The organism is Amycolatopsis sp. NPDC048633 (assembly GCF_040650695.1).
Lineage (GTDB): Bacteria > Actinomycetota > Actinomycetes > Mycobacteriales > Pseudonocardiaceae > Amycolatopsis.
In genome coordinates, this window is sequence record NZ_JBEZHS010000004.1 from 184,723 (window position 1) to 199,248 (window position 14,526).

9 protein-coding genes and 1 pseudogene are annotated in these 14,526 nt (G+C 68.4%); 3 read left to right on the forward strand and 7 right to left on the reverse strand.

What is annotated here, in order from left to right:
- The 5 genes from AB0C38_RS11620 to AB0C38_RS11640 all read right to left on the reverse strand — a co-directional run bounded on the left by AB0C38_RS11620 (position 1) and on the right by AB0C38_RS11640 (position 11,519).
- A complete protein-coding gene (locus tag AB0C38_RS11620) occupies positions 1–4,473 on the reverse strand; it encodes a tetratricopeptide repeat protein (protein ID WP_360670427.1) in 4,473 nt (1,490 codons plus the stop codon).
- 553 nt (positions 4,474–5,026) lie between these two features.
- Entirely contained in the window at positions 5,027–7,366 is a 2,340-nt protein-coding gene (locus tag AB0C38_RS11625) for a hypothetical protein (RefSeq protein ID WP_360670430.1), read from the reverse strand.
- A 1,351-nt stretch (positions 7,367–8,717) separates the two neighbouring features.
- Positions 8,718–9,509, reverse strand: a complete 792-nt coding sequence (locus AB0C38_RS11630) for a hypothetical protein (RefSeq protein WP_360670433.1) — start codon at positions 9,507–9,509, stop codon at positions 8,718–8,720.
- 113 nt (positions 9,510–9,622) lie between these two features.
- Positions 9,623–10,201, reverse strand: a complete 579-nt coding sequence (locus AB0C38_RS11635) for a hypothetical protein (protein WP_360670436.1) — start codon at positions 10,199–10,201, stop codon at positions 9,623–9,625.
- 118 nt (positions 10,202–10,319) lie between these two features.
- A complete protein-coding gene (locus AB0C38_RS11640; protein WP_360670982.1) occupies positions 10,320–11,519 on the reverse strand; it encodes an Ig-like domain-containing protein in 1,200 nt (399 codons plus the stop codon).
- Positions 11,520–11,724: 205 nt separating this feature from the next.
- Here AB0C38_RS11640 and AB0C38_RS11645 point away from each other — a divergent pair.
- Both AB0C38_RS11645 and AB0C38_RS11650 read left to right on the forward strand, forming a co-directional pair.
- Positions 11,725–11,997: pseudogene (locus tag AB0C38_RS11645) on the forward strand (ricin-type beta-trefoil lectin domain protein); the annotation flags it as partial.
- Positions 11,998–12,049: 52 nt separating this feature from the next.
- Positions 12,050–12,403, forward strand: a complete 354-nt coding sequence (locus AB0C38_RS11650) for a non-reducing end alpha-L-arabinofuranosidase family hydrolase (protein ID WP_360670439.1) — start codon at positions 12,050–12,052, stop codon at positions 12,401–12,403.
- Positions 12,404–12,486: 83 nt separating this feature from the next.
- Here the strand turns inward: AB0C38_RS11650 and AB0C38_RS11655 are convergent, their stop codons facing one another.
- Positions 12,487–12,699 carry a hypothetical protein gene (locus tag AB0C38_RS11655; protein ID WP_360670441.1) on the reverse strand — a complete coding sequence of 71 codons (213 nt, stop codon included), beginning with the start codon at positions 12,697–12,699 and terminating at the stop codon, positions 12,487–12,489.
- Between the two features lie 49 nt (positions 12,700–12,748).
- The gene (locus tag AB0C38_RS11660; protein ID WP_360670444.1) at positions 12,749–13,174 is read right to left on the reverse strand and encodes a DUF5994 family protein; all 426 of its coding nucleotides are present in this window, start codon (positions 13,172–13,174) and stop codon (positions 12,749–12,751) included.
- Positions 13,175–13,365: 191 nt separating this feature from the next.
- Here AB0C38_RS11660 and AB0C38_RS11665 point away from each other — a divergent pair, with 191 nt between their 5' ends.
- Positions 13,366–14,517 carry a N(5)-(carboxyethyl)ornithine synthase gene (locus AB0C38_RS11665; protein ID WP_360670446.1) on the forward strand — a complete coding sequence of 384 codons (1,152 nt, stop codon included), beginning with the start codon at positions 13,366–13,368 and terminating at the stop codon, positions 14,515–14,517.
- Positions 14,518–14,526: the final 9 nt, after the last annotated feature.

The following is a 14,526-nucleotide window of genomic DNA, read 5'->3' on the forward strand; positions in this document are numbered from 1 at the left end:
TCAGCACTCCTCGTCCCGGAGCCAGGGCCGGAAGAGTCCGATGTGGACAGAATCGCCGATCAGGCCCTGCGCCCGAAGCGCCGCCCGCGCCGCGCGCTGCGCCGACTTCGGGACGAACTCCGGGATCGGTTGGCGGAGCACGAGATTGCGCACGACAGCCTGTTCGGCAGAGGTCATGAGTTGCCACAGGTTGTTGCGGAAGAAGAACCCGATGGCGTCGTCGTCGTACAGGCGGTCCAATGCGGCAGCCAGGTCGCTTCCGGTCAAGGCGTGCCTGTCCCGGCGTGCCCGGCTCGCCTCGGCGGCGATCGTGCGGATCAGCGACGGATGGCCACCCGTCAGCTCGAACAACTCGCGCACGAAGCCGCCGGAGATCCGGTCGATCGCCATCGCCTGACCGATGTCCCGCACCATCCGCTCGGCGGCGTCGCGATCCAGGAGCGTCACCGGCACTTCCTGGAAGAAGGCAAAGAACGGGTTGGTGCCGGCCGGGCCGAGGTCGTTGTCCCGGTTGACACTGGGGCGGAGGTCCGCTCCGACGACCACGACGTGGCGACGATCGCTCTGGGCCAGCGCGCGCAATGCGCCGGTCGCTCGCACCCACTGCCGGGCCGCATGGTCCTCGCCCGGCGCGGGATAGACCCGTTCCAGCTCGTCGAGGATGACCACCAGGTTCCTGACCGGTTTCCCTTGCAACCGCAGGTGGGCCTGCCGGTCGTCCAGTGCGGCTTCCAGCTCCGTCGCGGTGGCTGGCGACGACGGCGCGAACGGCCAATCCTCGTGTTCGGCGCGTCCCCAGTTGTCGAACGCGGCTTCCATCAGCTTGAACAGGCTGCCCGGCCAGTCCTCGCTGTGCCGGTCGAACCGCTGGAGGTCCACCACGCACACCGGCCGGTCGGTCAGCCGCTGGCGCAGAATGTTGAGCAGGCTGGTCTTGCCCACTTTGCGCAGCCCGGTGATCAGGACGTTCTCGTCCCGTCGCAGCGCACTGCCGATCGTGTTGAGCAACAGGTCGCGACCGTACAGGAACCGTTCGTCGATCAGCGCGTTCTTCGTGTCGAACAGGTTGTCGCGGTTGCCATAGTCGCGCTCGAGCTCGGTGAGGAAACCGGCGACGCGTTGGTCGGCGTACGCGGCCCTCAGCGACCTCGCGCTGACGGTGATCACCGGGGTACCGCTTAACCGCATCTCGTCGAGCGCGCTCCGGGCGTGCCGCGACAGATCCGCGGTGTGCACGAAATAGCCCAATTGCCCGTGCGACAGGTGGTGGGCGAACTGGTCCAGGTCGGCCGGGGGCGCGTCGTCGGAAACCCACACCGGGCCGGGCCACAGCAGTCCCGGAACCTGGTCGTCGAACCGCAGCGGCCGATGCGCCGCCGCGAACGCGTCCCGCACCATGGTCGCCGCGCTCGCCACCTCGGCCGTCCGGCCGTCGGGCGGTGAGCTCGTGGTCAGTTCCCGCCGGGCCTCCACCGCACGGAGCACGCTGGTGGCCAGAGCATCCAGCGCGTCGGGCGTGGCGGTATCGAGCCGGATGCCCTGCCGAGAGAAGAGGGAGAACGGGAAGCTCCGCTCCACGTCCGGCGGCAGCGAGCCGACGGAAACGCGGATGGTCAGAGCGTCACGGCGCAAGGCCAGATCGATCTCGCGCCGTTGTTCCCGGTGCATCCCGGTCTCGGTGAGCAGGACCACCACCGCGTCGGCCAGTTCCAGCTCTCGCTCGATCGCCCCGCCGATTTTCGCGCCGGGCGCGATCGACATGCCCGCGGTGCGGACGACCATGCCGTTCGCTTGGAGCGCGTGGACGATCGCGTGGGCGATCGCTGTGTCGTTCGCCGGGTGGGAAAGGAAGATTCTTGGCGATCCCTTTTCCTGGGTGGCGACGCTTCGCTCCACGCGCCGGGTGTCCGGGCTGCCCGGTCGGAGCCGCCGCCGTCGAGCGGCAGTGAGGCGATCAAGCGCCAGCGCCTGCACGTGTTCGCCGAGTTGGCGCAGGTCGATGGCGAGGTTGGTCGCGGACGAGAGCGTGTCGGGATGATCCGGGCCCAGCCGCCGGCGACGGCGGTCGAGCACGTCCCGGTCCAGTTCCTTCGCCTCCCGGTACTCGCCGAGCAGGCGCAGGTCGATGGCGAGGTTGGTCGCGGACGAGAGCGTGTCGGGATGATCCGGGCCCAGCCGCCGGCGACGGCGGTCGAGCACGTCCGTGTCCAGTCTCTGGGCCTTTTGGTACTCGCCGAGCCGGCGGTAGGAAGCGGCCAGGCTGCTCATTCTCACCAGCGAGGTGGGGTGGTCGGGATCCGACGACCGTCGCGTCTCGGCGAACAGCAGTTCCAGTTCTTCGGCGGCGCGCCGCGGATCCCCGTTGTCGGCCAGCCATTGGGCGAAGCTGGCATGGGTGGTATGAGTGCTGGGATGGTCCGGCCCGAGGATGCGCTTCTGGTCCTCGAGCAACTGAGCCAGCTCGGCGGCCGCCGCGGCCGGATCACCCGACCTGCCGCGCCATTGCGCCAGGTTGTGCCGGGTCGTGAGGGTGCCGGGGTGGTCCGGGCCCAGCACCCGAAGCTGATCGGCGAGCAGCTCGGCCAGTGCGGCGGCCGCCCCGGCCGGATCACCCGCCTCCCCGCGCCACTGAGCGAGATTGTTCCGCGTGGTCAAGTTGTTGGAATGATCCGGGCCCAGCACCCGAAGCTGATCGGCGAGCAGCTCGGCCAGTGCGGCGGCCGCCCCGGCCGGATCACCCGCCTCCCCGCGCCACTGAGCGAGATTGTTCCGCGTGGTCAGGGTGTTGGGATGGTCCGCACCCAGCACCCGCATCCGGTCGGCGAGCACCGCCTCGAGCTCGGCGGCCGCCCCCACCGGATCGCCCGCTTCCCCGAGCCAGTAAGCGAGGTTGTTGCGGGTGGTCAGGGTGTTGGGGTGATCCGGGCCCAGTACCCGGAGCTGATCGTCGACCAGTTCGGCCAAAGCGGCAGCGGCCCCGGCCCGGTCGCCCGCCTCGCCGCGCCAGATGGCCAGTTGAGCCCGGATCGCGAACGTGGTGGGGTGCCCGGCGCCCAGGCGGGCGTCCGCGGTGTCGGCGAGCCTGCGGAAATAGGCCACCGCTTCGGCGACTTGGCCACTTTCCCCCAGGCTGCGTCCGGCGCGCACCAGCAGCGGGTGCACGCCGTGCTGCCAGAGTTCGTCTCCGACGACCTGGATGAGCCCGGCGGCATTCGCGCGCAGCACCGCGCCGATGGCCGGGTCGTATTCGACGTCCGGCCACAGCTCCATGAGGCTGTCGGCCGCCACTCGCGCCGGCTCTGCCAGCGCCGGTTCGGTCAGGCCGTCCCGAACCGCGCGGGTAACCAGCGGATGGACCAACGCCACCGGAACGAGGGCACGCTGGTCGAGATGGAGCAAGCCCAGGCGCCGCAACACGTCCAGGCCTTCGCGTGGCTCCTCGGCACGGATCGCGCGCCCGGTTCGCTCCGTGAGGAACTCGCGGACGACCCCGGTCGAGAACAATTCCAGCGGAACGCCGCCGGAGTCCAGCAGGCTGACGGTCTCCAGCAAGGGCCGGGCGACGCCGATGGGCGACAGGTGGTCGGCCTGCTCCATCGACAGCGACAAGGTCGCCGCCACTGTCGCCCGATGCCAGTCGAGGAGCGCGACCGGTTCCGAAATCAGCCTGGACAGCCGCACCCGCTGGTCCGCGAACCGCAGCCGGTACTGGCCACAGGACATGTGCCGGTCGAGCATATACGCTCCGGCGTGGGCCAACGCCAGCGGGAGATACCCGAGATCGTGCGCCAGCTCGTCGGCGCCGTCGAGAAGCGCCGGTTCGTCGGCGAGCACGGCGTGCAGATACGCATCCGCCTCCGCCGGAGAGAACAGCTCGACCTCGACCAGCCGACGCCGACGGCCGCGCAGTGCGCCGTCGGAGCGGCGGGTCGTCACGAGGACGCGCCCCGACCGTACGGCGGGTGGCCACAGGCCGTCCAAGTCCGACGGCGACTCCAGGCCGTCGAAAACCACCACCCAGCGGGCGGAGGTATCGGACAACCACGCCCAAAGGCGCTGAGGTGCCAAGTCCGGCTCGGGGTCGGCGATACCTGTGAGTTCGGCGACCAACGCCGAATATGCGGACACGATCGCATCCCGTGACCCTGCGTTGATCCACGCCAGCAGGTCGATCTCGCTGCTCCGCCACGCACGTTCGACCGCGGCGACGGCGACCTGAGTCTTACCGACGCCAGCCAGGCCGGACAGGATGGTCGTGGGCACCCTGTGATCGATCCCAGTCATGGTGATCATGCCGAGTTCGGCGCGGTCCTGGAAGGCGCCTGCCAACGGGGGCACCGGCCCGAACCGATAGGGCAGCTGCCCGGGGGCCTCGTGTACGACCACGTGGCCGGTTATGTTTCCGACTTGAACCACGGAGCCGGACACCGACCCGGACACCGAGTTGGACGGTGCTTCGAATTCGTGGTTCATCGACGAAGTATCGGTGATGAGACAACACCTGTTACGGCGGGTCGTCGTTGTGCAACCGCGCTGAAGTCGTACCGAGCCGTCACGGCGACGACGATACGGGGCCAGGCAGGGCTAAGCCACGAAGAGTCCCGCGTCGAGGGCACGCCGACGAGCACTGTGTAATCCCACGGCGAACAGCTCAAGTAACCCCAGCGGCACAACCGGGGGCGAGCTGCCAGCCGCCAAGCCGGCGCACCGGCTGCTGCCGTGCGGCCAGAGGCGGCGCGTCGATGTGGTGTGGCTGCAAGACGTCCCCAAGTCGTGCGGTCGTCGCTTTTGGACGGATGCCCAAGCCGTCCGATGCAGTCCGTGAACTCGTCGTCCGGCAGCTGCAACGAGCCGGAAGCAGGTACCTTCCCGACCGCCGTCTCAGCTCGACGTCGCCGCCGCAGGCGCGGACCGGAACGGGCGTTTGCCCAGGCTGCGTCAGCGCCAGGCGTGCGTGTCCGGGAGCGGTCGGCGTTGTTGAAGACGCGGCTCGGCTGGTCGGCCGTCATCCCGGGCCTTCGAAGCCTCAGAAGGGAGCGAGGCCATCGGGGCCGAGCACCGTGGAGCGCCGGCCGCACGTCTGGCACTTGCCGTGCGACTCGGCATCCGCGAGCCTGTCGAGCCCGGGGTGCTCGAGGCCGGTCGTGTAGAAGAACACGCGGTCGAACGGGCCGCCGCAGCGAGGACAGCCCTCGGCGACGACCTCGTCGTCGAAATAGTGTCGGGCGTCCGCCTGCGAGATCTCGACAAATGTCCCGGGCGGGATGTAGAGGAGGTCTTCCACTGGCGTCGCACTCACCACCTTCAGCTGGTTGTCCGGCGGCAGCCTCCGCGGATTCGGCGACACACCGATTGGCACGTCTGTGAGCGTACTTTCGCGGCCGGTGATCGGATCGACGCCGGCCAGAGCCGTGGCCAGCGCAGCGGTGAATGCCGGAGACAGGCCACCGTCCGGGCGGGCAGAGAAGGTGATGCCACGTACTTCTTCGTCGAGCACTTCCAGCTGCCGTTCGAGTGCAGTCAGCCGGGGCGTCCGGTACCGCTCGTCGATCGTCATCGTGTCGGCGACGCTGATCATGGCATTCTCGATCCGCTGCATGAGGTGGTAGTAGTGCCGGTTGTCGGCGACGACCACAGTCTGCGAGAGCCGGTCCAGGCGAGACAGGAACGCCAGCTCGCGCAGGAGACTCGCTCCGGTCGGGATCGACCCGAGCGGGGTGGCGGCGTAGCTGTCCCCGCGTCCTCTTTCGAAGCGGCTCAGCGCTGCCATCACCCTCGCCTGGTGGGCGGGGCCGGTGTCGGGGCCGATCTCCCACAGATCCCGCGGGAACTCGGCGCTGAGATCCTTCGGCGCCGAGACGCGCGGGAAGACCAGGTCCTTCGGCGACAGGTGCAGGACCACCGCGTCGGCCAGCACCATCTCTTCGTGGACGACACGGGTCCAGTCGGCACTCGAAGTCGCCTTCACCTCGACACGGTCACCGGCCGCGGCGGCGAGCGTGGCCTCGTCACCGGTATCGCTCAGGATCGCGATGCGGTCGTGCGGTCCCAGCGCCGCGGCGAGGTGTCGGAGGACGACGACGTCGGCCGCGGGATCCTTGAAGGTGTGTAGGAACAACACCCGGCGTGCCTGCGACGGCGACGCCGGGACGCCTGCGCCGCCTTCCTCGTAGGTGCGCACCCATGGGAGCGGCCGGATTAGTACTGAGGGAAGCTCCGACTCGCCGAGCGCCGCCGCCAGCTTCGCTATCTCGGCGGACACACCGGCGTCGTACCGGTACAGCTGCCGGACGGTTAGGAAGATCACCAGGTTCGACAGGTGGTCCTCGCGCGAAAGGCCGTTCGCTTCGCGACCGTCAGCGACGAGCTGCCGGCCGAGGTCAACGGCGGCCTCCAGGTCGGCGAGGTCAGCAGTGGCCTCGTACCGCTCCCAGCGGTACCGCTGCATCCGGGCCTGCCGGTCCCGCCCGGCGTCGCCGTCCACCGAGGCCGCGGCGGCGAGCACGGCGATCGCCGCCGAAAGGTCTTCGGCGGCGCCGTCACGTTCGTACCGGTGCGAATAGCTGAGCGCGAGGCTGTCGACAAGTGACGGTGGGATGTCGCCGATCTGCTCCCCGAGCGACACGGCGGCCAGGAAGCCGGTGATCGCGTTGTCGAGGTCCACAGGTTCGCGGGCGATCTGCCAGCGGATCGCCGAGGCCACGGCCCGGGCGTGCCGGCGCTCGACCTGGGTGCTCACGTCCTCCGTGGGTGCCTCGAGCGCGTCGTCCAAAAGCCGCGTGCCTTCTTCGAGGGTCTCAAGGTCGTGGCTTTCCGCGGCCATGTTCACCAGCATCCGACCGCTGGTCAGTGACAGGTCGGCGTAGGCGATGACGAACCGCCTCCTGGCCTCGGCGTACCGGGGCCGCGGCGGCCCGGGCAAGGCCCGGCACAGCGCCAAGACCTTCTCGGCCACCGTGACTGTCCGCGGGTCTCCGGCCTCGCCCGGCTCGGGGATGAGATCGATGACGTGCCCGAGCGCTTCGTCCACCGTCTCCGGACCGATACCCCGGTTTCCCAGCTGAAACAGAACATGGACGAGGTTCAGCCGCATGCAGTCTCGCACGTAGCCGGGCGGTTCGGCATCGAAAGCGCGCCTTGAGGCGTCAAGGCATTCGCGGAGCGCATCAAGGTCGGCCGTCCCCTCCCACCTGGCCCACAGGGCAGCTCCGAGGTTCGACCAGCGGCGCGAACCCTCCTCCGCAGGCGCGTCGGCGACATCCTGCCGCGCCAGCGCTATGACCTCGTCGAGCCGCCTCGGCTCTCCTCGGACGGCACGGTCGCGGACAAGCCGTTCGATGAGTTCGGTACGCGACCCCTCCGCCACAGCCACTCCCTCGGAACCCCTGCTGAGGCACCAGGAAACACGAAGCCCGCCGTGGCTCCAATCGGCCGGCCGGATACTCTTCTGGCTTTGCATCACCCGGTTGCCTCAGCGTGAATTGAAACGTAACCCACCTCGGCCAGGTACACACGATCAGGAGAACCACCGCGCCCACCTACGGCTGTTCCTTGGGCAACCGCTCGGCGCGAACGCCACGAACTGCTCGTCCAGGCCGTCCGCCCCGATCGAAGGGGTCGAGTCCTCAACGTTCTCCACGCCGGACATCATGTCGCCATCAGGTGCACTTCCACGATCAGAGCCGTGACCCAATAGCGAGGACGTGACCCGGGAACGCCGTGCAAGGGTTTCCGAGAGGCGACGTGTGGCTGGATACGGCGGTGTCCGCTGCATGCTGCAGAGCGTGTGTCCCGGTGACCCACTCTCAGCGGCACCTCAATGCGGGCGAGGCCGTAAGCAACGCTGCTCATGACAGTGACCCCGGCACGACACGGCCCGGTCTGGTCCTGCTCCGGTGGATCCGAACCCAGGTCGCCTGCCGGCTGCGCCAGCTGTTCGAAACGAGGGCGCCGCAGTCCTCTCACTAATTTCACTGGGGCACAGCTGGGGCAAACCCCCTGTCACAACTGCACTCAACAACATACAGTTGCCAGCAACGGCAACGAGGCGCATCATTTCACTAGGCGATTCTCTATCGCCGCAGGTCAGGGCCATGATCGACCCTGGCAGTGAGGGGGTCAGGGGTTCGAGTCCCCTTAGCTCCACATCGTAGAACCCCTTTGATCAGGTCGTCCGGCTGATCGGAGGGGTTTCTTCGTGTCCGGGGCCGATCTTGGGTGATCCGCTTCGACCGGTGCACCAGTGTCCCTGCCGGGGCGTTTCTGGGGCACCACGCTCCCGCCCGCCGCACCTCCAGCGCCACGTCACCGCCGCTCGCGGCCGCCTTGTCGCTGCCGACTTTGGCCTCGGCCCCTTCGGATACGGGCTGCGAGTGGCCTTCTGCCAGCGACGTCGCAGGTCGGACAGCAATCGTCTCTCCACGAACTCGAACGGGAGCGTTTCCAGATGCCAGCGCGGCAGCCGCGTGACTCGTCTACCTTTCGATGCTCGTGCGCCAACTGCTCGGCCGCCTGGGGCTGACCGATGCGGAAACTGCGAGCGACGGTTTCTGTTCCTGCAGACGCACAATGCCGTCGTCGATGTCGAAGACGGCGATCACCTGGACATGACAGCCGGAGCAGGCTTTCTGGCCGAGCCGTGCCCGACGGAGCCGAACGGTGCACGGTTCCGGTGTTCCTTGTGTGGTCACTGCGGCGGTATGCCGCACTGCCGATGTTCACCTCGACCAGCCGGCGCGCTGAGGTTCCCGAGCCCAGAGTCGCAATGAGACACCGTGGCCCGTTGCCCCGCGCGCTTCGAGTCCGAGCGATCCACTCTCGGGAGAGCCGCGCAGCGGAACGTCCAAGTCGATCGACGATCCCGCTTGCACGAAATCTCCACTGCGCCAGGGAACCCCGTCCAATGTGATCTCCCAGCTGGACTTCAGGTCGCAGAGGGGTCCTGACCTGAGTGTGCTGCGGAACGTGTCTCCACCGGTCGCGGTGAAGGTAGTGCTCAAGCTTTCCTTGAACCAAGGGAAGTTGCCGTCCTCGCTGCAGCTCGCTGCCCGACACGGCCGCAGGTCAGGGTTATCTCCGGACAAATATTCGATCGGCAGGCTTGTGGCGGCCTGGTAGATCAGCGTCGCGGCGACGGCCACGACGACGATGGCCGCGCTGGCGATGCCGCCGTAGCGCAGCCTCGTGCGGTGTTTGTCCGCATGCGCTCGCTTCGCCTGGTCCGCTACCTGGGCATCGCGTTCGGCCTTTTCGATCTTGACGATGGCCTCACCGATCTGAGCGGCAGTTTCTGCCGGATTGCCGCGCAAGCTTACGTGGAACACACGGTCGTAGACTGCGGTGAACTGCCCGCCTTCGCAGGAAAAGATCGTCTCGATGCGTTCCTCGGCCGCACCGACGTTCCACTTCTCGGGCGTAGCCGGGCGATAGATCGAAGTGACGTCGGTGAGGGTGACACCCAGTTTGTCTGCCCACTCTGGTGGCGCGATCTTGTGCTCCTGCTGGGGCAAAACTGGAGCAGGTGATGGCCGAGCCTTCCAGCCTGGGCGATCTCCGGTGCGCCCCGGCGATCAGCCACTTCTTGCGACTGTGCCGCAGCCGCGCGCCGGGTCTTTGGTCCGGCTCAGAACTTGAGGTCGAAGCCTTGGACGTACCAGGCCCCTTCGTGCTTCTGCATCTTGAACGTGAGGCTGAACGAGCCCGTGTCACCGGTCGCGCCGATCAGTTCGAGGCTTCGCAGTGTTTGGCCGTCGAGCTTTACCGCCGTGTCCGGGACCGTTACCTCGGTCCCCTTCGCCGCCACCTCCGTCACCTCTACTTCTCCCTGCGGAGGCAGCTTGACGCCCGGCTTCGCCCAAGCCTCGCGCAGGGACTTGGCGCTTCCGAGGGCCGTGGGGCTCTTGCACAGCTTTTCGGCGTCCTGGCCGGCAGGCAGCACGGGCGCGCCGGAAAGGCATGCCTCCGTGTACTTCTCCTGCAAGATCTGGGTCACCCAGCGCTCGAGTGCCGCCTCGAGGGTCACGGCACCGGATGCGGGCTGCGTCTGCGGGGAAGCGCTTGCGGGCGAAACAGACTGACTCGGCGCCGGCGCCGCCGATCCGCTGACGCCGGCCGAGCCACACGCCGTCAAGCCCATGACCACCGCCGGCAGCACGGGGGCGAGCCAGCTCACCTTGGGTCGCCGGGTGTGCACCATCGTCACGGGATTCCTCCTGGTTCAGCCGGTTGTCCGGCTGTGGGGCCTTCGTCGGCCCGGAGCATGGTGTGAGGCGATCGAAGCCGTCAACCGCCACGCGCGAAGATTGCCCTTTTGCGCACCGTCAGCCGCGCAGAGCGCTGCCCGCCTGCCAGGCGCTCCAGCTGATCGCCCAGTCGCCGTGGCCGTTGTTGATGGCCAGCTGCGGGCCGCCCGAGTTGGTGATCTCGACCACGTCGCCCGCGTTGAAATTGTCGAAGAACCACTTGGCGTTCTCGGTGTTCATGTTGAGGCAGCCGTTGGAGACGTTGGCACTGCCCTGCACCCCGACCGTCTTCAGGTTCTCGTGCAGGTACTCGCCGTCGTTGGAGATCCGGACGTTCCAGTTCTCCGGTGCCTTGTAGTAGCCGGGGTCGCCCTCGCACACGCCATAGGTGCAGGAGTCCATGATCTTGCTGGCCTCCTTCCCCAGCACGGTGTGCGTGCCGTTGAAGGTCGGGGTCGCGCCACGCGGCGGGGTGTCGGCGGTCTTGCCCATGCTGGTCGGCGCGGTCTTCACCAGCTGCCCGTTGTGGAACGCCTTGATCTGGTGCGTCTTGCCGTCGGCCTTGGCGACCCAGGAGTCGTGCACCTTGTAGGTGGCCGAGACGTCCTGGCCGCCGTACACGCCGCCCCCGATCGGCAGGCCGAAGGTCGTCGTCTCGAGCTTCACCGTCGAGCCGGCCTTCCAGTAGTCCTTGGGCCGGAAGTGCACCTCGCGCTTGCCCACCCAGTACCAGCCGCCGTCCTGGGCGGGCGAGGACGTGACCTTGAAGGACTTCTCCACCGTGGCCTTGTCGGTGATGTCGTGGTCGAACTTGAGGCCGATGATGAGGCCGACGCCGAAATCGCCCGACGCCGGCTGGAAGAGTGCGGGAGTGGCGACCCCGGACGGCTTGAGCGTGTGCACTTCCCCGCGTTGCTCGGTCGCCGCGCCCGCCTGGTTCACCGCGGTGGCGACCACCTGGTACGTGGCCGCGTACCGCAGGTGATCCGCGCTGGTCCACGTCGTCTTGTCCGGCGACAGCTCACCCTTGACCGCGTTGCCGGTCTGCGGGTTCGTGACCGTGACCGCCTGCAACGTGCCACTCGACGCCTTGACGACGATCGGGTCCTTCGGGCTCAGCTCGTCCCCGCCCCCGAACGCCACCGTCGCGGCCGGCACCCCGGCCACCGCCTCCGGCCCGGCCGCTCCGGCCGGTTGCGCGGTCCCCACGGTCTCGGTCTGTCCACTGCACGCGGCCAGGAGCAAGGCCACCAGGCCGAGCCCGGCGATGCGGATCATTCTCACGATCTCCAAGACGTGTCACCCCCCTCCCAAGTTGTGTCACGATCCGATTTCTCGAGGACGTCGACGCCGACGCGGGTAAGTTTCACGGCCCAGCCATCCTCTGTGGACCGGCGCCGGCTGGGAGAAGGTCGTCCTGAAGAGAAGAAGTATCGGCCGCAGGGGCCGCGCCCTGATCGCGTTGCCCGCCGCCGCGACGATGGGCGCGAACCAGCAGTGGACGTCGACCGACAGCGGCCTGCTGACGGTCTACGGCGGCAAGTGCCTGGACGTTCCCGGCAGCGCGACCGCCGCCGGGACCCGGGTGCAGATCTGGGCCTGTCACGGCGGGGCCAACCAGCAGTGGCGGGTGAACTCCGACGGCACGGTGGTCGGGGTGCAGTCCGGGCTCTGCCTGGATGTCACCGGTGCCGGTACGGCCAACGGCACCGCCGTGGTGATCTGGACGTGCAACGGCGGCAGCAACCAGAAGTGGACGGGCCAGCAGCTGCTCACTTCCCTCGACCTACCGCTGGAGCTCGAGCGGGGTGCTGGCGACACCGAAGAACGGGTGGGTCTCGCTCAAGGACTTCACCAACGTCGTCTACAACGGAAAGCACCTGGTCTACGCGTCGAACGTCTCGGGATCGTCGTACGGTTTGATGGCCTTCAGCCCCTTCACGAACTGGTCCGACATGGCTTCCGCCGGCCAGAACATCTGGGTGCTGGCGTACCAGTGGGGCGCTTGGCCCTTCATCTACCGCACGTCGAGCGACCCGACCAACCCCAACGGCTGGTCCTCGCCGCAGCCGCTGTTCACGGGCAGCATCTCCGGCTCCGGCACCGGCCCGATCGACCAGACGCTGATCGCCGACGGCTGCCGTGGCGGCCGGGTGTCCTGACGCTGCAGCGCTGGACCGATACCCGTCTCGGCGAGGAACCCCGGCCGCTCATCGGCTGGGGTTCTTGGCCGTGCCGGTTCGCGTTACCGGTGGGCGCGGCGGCCCGACGGGTCATGGGCGCGCGCACCGGCCGAGGGCCGGCGCGGCGGGGCGGACTCGGTCTCGTCCTCGTCCGCGGGTGCCGGGGTGTACACCGGCTGGCGGAACAAGCTGCCGTAGCGGCTGTCCTGGGGCGTGGTGAACGTGCCGGGGCGGGGTTCCTCGGCGACGGGGTGGCTGAACAACGAACTGTCCATGGTGGGAGTACTGATCGGGAGTTCCTTTCGTCGGGCGGGACGGCGGCGGTCACGCGGGTTGCGGTACGCCGTCCTCGGCTTTGCTGTGCTCGGTTCCGCGGGTCGCGAGCAGCTGTGCGCTGTCTTCGGTGTTGCCCTCGGCCGCGGCCTTCGTGAGGGCTTGCTGTGCGGTATCCGGGTCCGTTTCCGGGGGCACCACCAGCAGGGTCAGCAGACTCCGGTCCCAGGCGACCACGGTCACGCTGTCGGCCCGCTGCGACCGGAACCCCTCCAGCCGGACCACGTGCTCGCCGACCGTCAGGCGACGGTCGGGTGCCTGCCACTCGCCCAGCTGGTAGGTGACCCGGTCGATCCGGCCCAGCCGGGTGCCCAGCTCCGCGAGCAGTGCGGGCAGTTCGGCGGCCAGGTCACGGGCGTGGGGCCACCACGCGCCGTCGACGTGCCCGGTAGCGGGCGCCGCCGGCTTCAGCTTCAAACGCAACTCGGTGGTTTTCGGGCCCGACGGCATGTCGGTGCTCCCGTCCCCGGCTGTCGAGCTCGGCCGGATTGGGGCCGAGGACGGCGCAGGTTCGACCACTCGCGCACGAAATGCTCTCGGACACCACCCAGCGTACACGACGCCTTCGCTGACTGTGTTAAGACTGGCTTCTAGCAAAGGGGCCTCCTGTGCACCAGCTCAGCCTCGGCGTCATCGCCCATTCTCGGAAAGAAAACGAGCGGCGGCTGCCGATCCACCCGCACCACCTCGACCGGATCGACGCCGATCTCCGGAAGTCCATCTACCTCGAACACGGGTACGGCGAACCCTTCGGCCTCCCCGACGAACGCCTGGCGGGCGCGGTCGCGGGCCTGCGCACGCGCGAAGAGCTCGTCGCCGAGTGCGACGTCATCCTGCTGGCCAAGCCACTGCAGGAGGACGTCGCCGAACTGCGGCCCGGGCAGGTGCTGTGGGGCTGGCCGCACTGCGTGCAGGACGTCGAGCTGACCCAGCACGCCATCGACCGGAAGCTGACCGTCATCGCCTTCGAGGCGATGAACCACTGGCGGCGCGACGGCTCGTTCGGCCTGCACGTCTTCCACAAGAACAACGAGCTGGCCGGCTACTGCTCGGTGCTGCACGCCCTGCAGCTGACCGGGTCGACCGGCGACTACGGCCGCCGGCTGCGGGCCGTGGTGATCGGCTTCGGTGCCACGGCACGCGGCTCGGTGACCGCGCTGAACGCCCACGGGATCCACGACGTCGACGTCCTCACCGCCCGCGGCCTCAGCGCGGTCGGCTCGCCGATCCACTCCGCGACGATGGTCCACATCGACCACGACGTGAACAACCCGGGCGATCTCCGCCGCAGCCACGCGATCACCGACCACGGCCGGGTTCCGCTGGCCGGGTTCCTGGCCGAGCATGACATCGTCGTCAACTGCGTGCTGCAGGACACCGCCGCCCCGCTGACCTTCCTCATCGAAGAAGACCTCGCCGCCTTCGCCCCGGGCAGCCTCGTCGTCGACGTCTCCTGCGACGAAGGCATGGGCTTCAGCTGGGCCAAGCCCACGACGTTCACCCGGCCGACCTTCCCGATCGGCGACGGCGTCACGTACTACGCCGTCGACCACAGTCCGTCCTACCTGTGGAACTCGGCGACCTGGGAGATCAGCGAAGGCCTGCTGCCACACCTGCGGGCCGTCCTTTCCGGACAGTCCACATGGGACGAGAACGAGACCGTCCGGCGCGCCATCGAGATCCGGGACGGCTCGATCCAGAACCCCGCGATCCTGTCCTTCCAGGACCGCTCCCCGGACTACCCGCACGACCGCCGCTGAGCGGAAGCG